Consider the following 2,778-nt stretch of genomic DNA (forward strand, 5'->3'; position numbering starts at 1 on the left):
GACTACTACGCTCGCGCCCGCATCGCCGGCGGCTGGCGCTATCGCATCGCCGCCCGGCAGGCGCCGGCCGATGCGGCGGCCTGGCTGCGCGCCCTGGTCGGCGCGCCAGCCGGGGAGTGGCAATGGCTCGACTACACCGACCCGGCCGGCGAGCGCCGCGTGCTGGCGATAGCGGGCGAGCGCGCGCAGCTTGCGCTGTTCGCGGGCGACGACCTCGACTGGCTGGCTGACGACTGGCTGACGGCGCGCTTCGATGCGCCGCTCGACGCCGCCGCGCGGCGCGCGCTGCTGGCGGGCGTGCCGGGCGTGGCGGGCGCCAATCCCGGGCGCACCGTGTGCGCGTGTTTTCAGGTGGGTATCAACACCCTCGTGCGGGCCATCGCCGAGCAAGGCCTCGCGAGCCCGCAGGCCATCGGCGCTGCGCTTCGGGCCGGCACCAACTGTGGGTCGTGCGTGCCGGAACTGCAGCAGATTTTGGCGGCAGCTGGCCGGGCGGCATGAGTCCCGCTCAGTCGGGTGACTGCGTGGCCGCTGCGTAGGCCAGCAGACGGCAGCGCACCGCACCGGTGCGCTCGGCATACAGGCGCCGGCAGGTGAGCAGCGCGGCCGGTGTCAGTGTGTCCTGCCGGCGGCGGGCCAGGGCATCGATGCGCCGGCGCTCGGCCGGTGACAGGCCGCTCGTCGCCAGGCGTTCGCGCAGCACGGCAAGGTCGTGGTGCTGGCCGAGTTGCTCGGCCGCCTGGTCGGCCTGCGCCTCGAGCGCATCGAACAGCGCTGGCCACAGCCCGCGCAGCAGGCGCAACTGGTAGAGGTGATGTTTGAGCGCCCTGCGCAACGCGTGCAGGCGTCCGGCCGATGGCGTATCGAGCGCCCGGCGCAGCGCGCGCCGCCCACAGCGGTAGGTGCCTGCAAAGCCATCGGCAAGGCGGGCGAAGGGCAGGGCGCCGGGCATCGCGCCAGCCAGCCGCAGGCGCGCCTGCTCTAACGCCGCGCGGGCTTCCTGCAGGTCGTCGGCACCGCCGGCGCCGCTGGCCGCCAGCTCGGCGCACAGGCGCAGCAGGGCGCGGCGCGCGGCGGGCGGTGCGCCCGCGGTGAGGGCGTCTGCGGTGCGCAGCAGTGCGGCCTGGTCGCGGCTTGGTGACAGTGCGCGGCCGGCCTGCCGCAGGGCGTGGTCCACATCTGCCAGCACTGCCCGCGGTTTGGCCTCCAGCAGGCGCAGCGCGGCGCGGGCTTTTTTGATGTGGCGTCGGGCGGCGTGAATGGCTGCTTCATCGGGCGCGTCGTCCAGGCGCTGCCTGGTGCTATTGATTTCGCGTTCCAGACGGCGCGCGAGCGCGTGCGCCAGCGGCTGGTCGAGTTGCAGCTCGAATGTCACGTTCAGGGTCCTTGTAAAGAGATGCGGGACGATTTCCGCCGTGGAATTTACCGGCTCGCTCGATTCATGCCTGGGTAGCCTGGCCCGCACGGCAAGCGCCGAATCGAGCTGCGTTTGCCATTGTTGCGGCAGAGTCGGCGCTGAGGCGGTGGTGGGCTCGGTTGGCTCGCGCGCATCCCCGTGTCCATAGCCAAATGAGGCGCACGCCTGGCTGGAGCTGGCCCCTATCTTGCTTGAGTGAACCAGGCCGCGACGTGGCGGCTACCTACCTGGACTGATCCGGCGGCGCGCAGTGGTGCCGCAGCAGCGACAACGAGGTCGCACCTGCCCTTGCGGCGGGTGCGGCTTTTTTTGTGCCCGCGTTCCGGCGGGCACGCTCCACACAGGGATGACCAAAACCATGCATGCACCCTCCGTTTTGATCCGCGCCGGTGCGTCGTTGGCGGCCGGTTTGTCGTGCGGCACAGCCGCCGCGCAGGCCATCGACGACGCGTTGTTGCAAGGCAAGGTGAGCCTGGACGTCCGTTACCGTTTCGAGATGGTCGACCAAGACCGCCCGGCGAGCATTCTCGACAAGGCGCGCGCCCAAACCGTGCGCACGCGCCTTGGCTGGCGCACCGGTTTGTTCCACGGCTTGTTCGCCTACGGCGAGGCCGAGAACGTGTCCGTCGTGGGCGAGGAGGACTACAACGATACCTACAACGGCAAGACCAGATTCCCGGTGGTAGCGGACCCAGAAGGCACCGAGGTGAACCAAGCCTATCTCGGTTACCAAGGCCTGAAGGGCAATACGTTCCGTTACGGTCGGCAGGCGCTTTTCTTCGACAACCACCGGTTCATCGGTGATGTCGGCTGGCGGCAGAACCAGCAGACCGTCGACAGCTTTTTTTACGAGAACAAGATGCTGCCCGGCGTGATCGGCAGCTACGCCTACGTCTACAACGTGAACCGGGTGTTCGGCGACGACACGCCGCTGAAGACCTTCGCCAACACCGGCGACCTGCACCTCACGGGTCACCTGGTGAACCTGCAGTGGAAGCCGAACCCCATCACCACGCTGACCGGCTACGCCTATCTGCTGGACTTCGACGACTTCGACGCCGAATCCACGGTCAGCTACGGCCTGCGCGCCGCGGGCGAGATTCCGCTGCCGTCGCTGAAGCTGCCGACGCTGCCGGGGGCGCCGGGCTCGGCCATCCTCTACACCGCCGAGTACGCGCGCCAGAGCGACTACGCCGACAACCCGGGCAACTTTGATCTGGACTACGGCCTGCTCGAAGGCGGCATGCGCCTGTTCGGGGTGAACTTCAAGGTCGCCTGCGAGCTGCTGGAGGGCGGCGCCGTGAACGGTACCCGCGCCCTGCAGACACCGCTTGCCACGCTGCATGCTTTCAACGGCTGGG

The 2,778-nt window shown here is 69.4% G+C and carries 3 protein-coding genes; 2 read left to right on the forward strand and 1 reads right to left on the reverse strand.

Features of this window, described 5'->3' with window-relative positions:
- Positions 1-501: (2Fe-2S)-binding protein (locus PHC73_RS13460; RefSeq protein WP_300129280.1), on the forward strand; the 501-nt coding region annotated here is incomplete at its 5' end.
- Between the two features lie 7 nt (positions 502-508).
- Here the strand turns inward: PHC73_RS13460 and PHC73_RS13465 are convergent.
- Positions 509-1,375, reverse strand: coding sequence for a CHAD domain-containing protein (locus tag PHC73_RS13465; RefSeq protein ID WP_300129283.1), 867 nt, complete (start codon positions 1,373-1,375; stop codon positions 509-511).
- A gap of 400 nt (positions 1,376-1,775) precedes the next feature.
- Between PHC73_RS13465 and PHC73_RS13470 the strand changes: the two genes are divergently transcribed.
- On the forward strand, positions 1,776-2,778 hold a 1,003-nt coding region (locus tag PHC73_RS13470), incomplete at its 3' end, for an alginate export family protein (RefSeq protein ID WP_300129285.1).

The sequence above is a fragment of the Immundisolibacter sp. genome, from assembly GCF_028696615.1.
Taxonomy (GTDB): domain Bacteria; phylum Pseudomonadota; class Gammaproteobacteria; order Immundisolibacterales; family Immundisolibacteraceae; genus Immundisolibacter.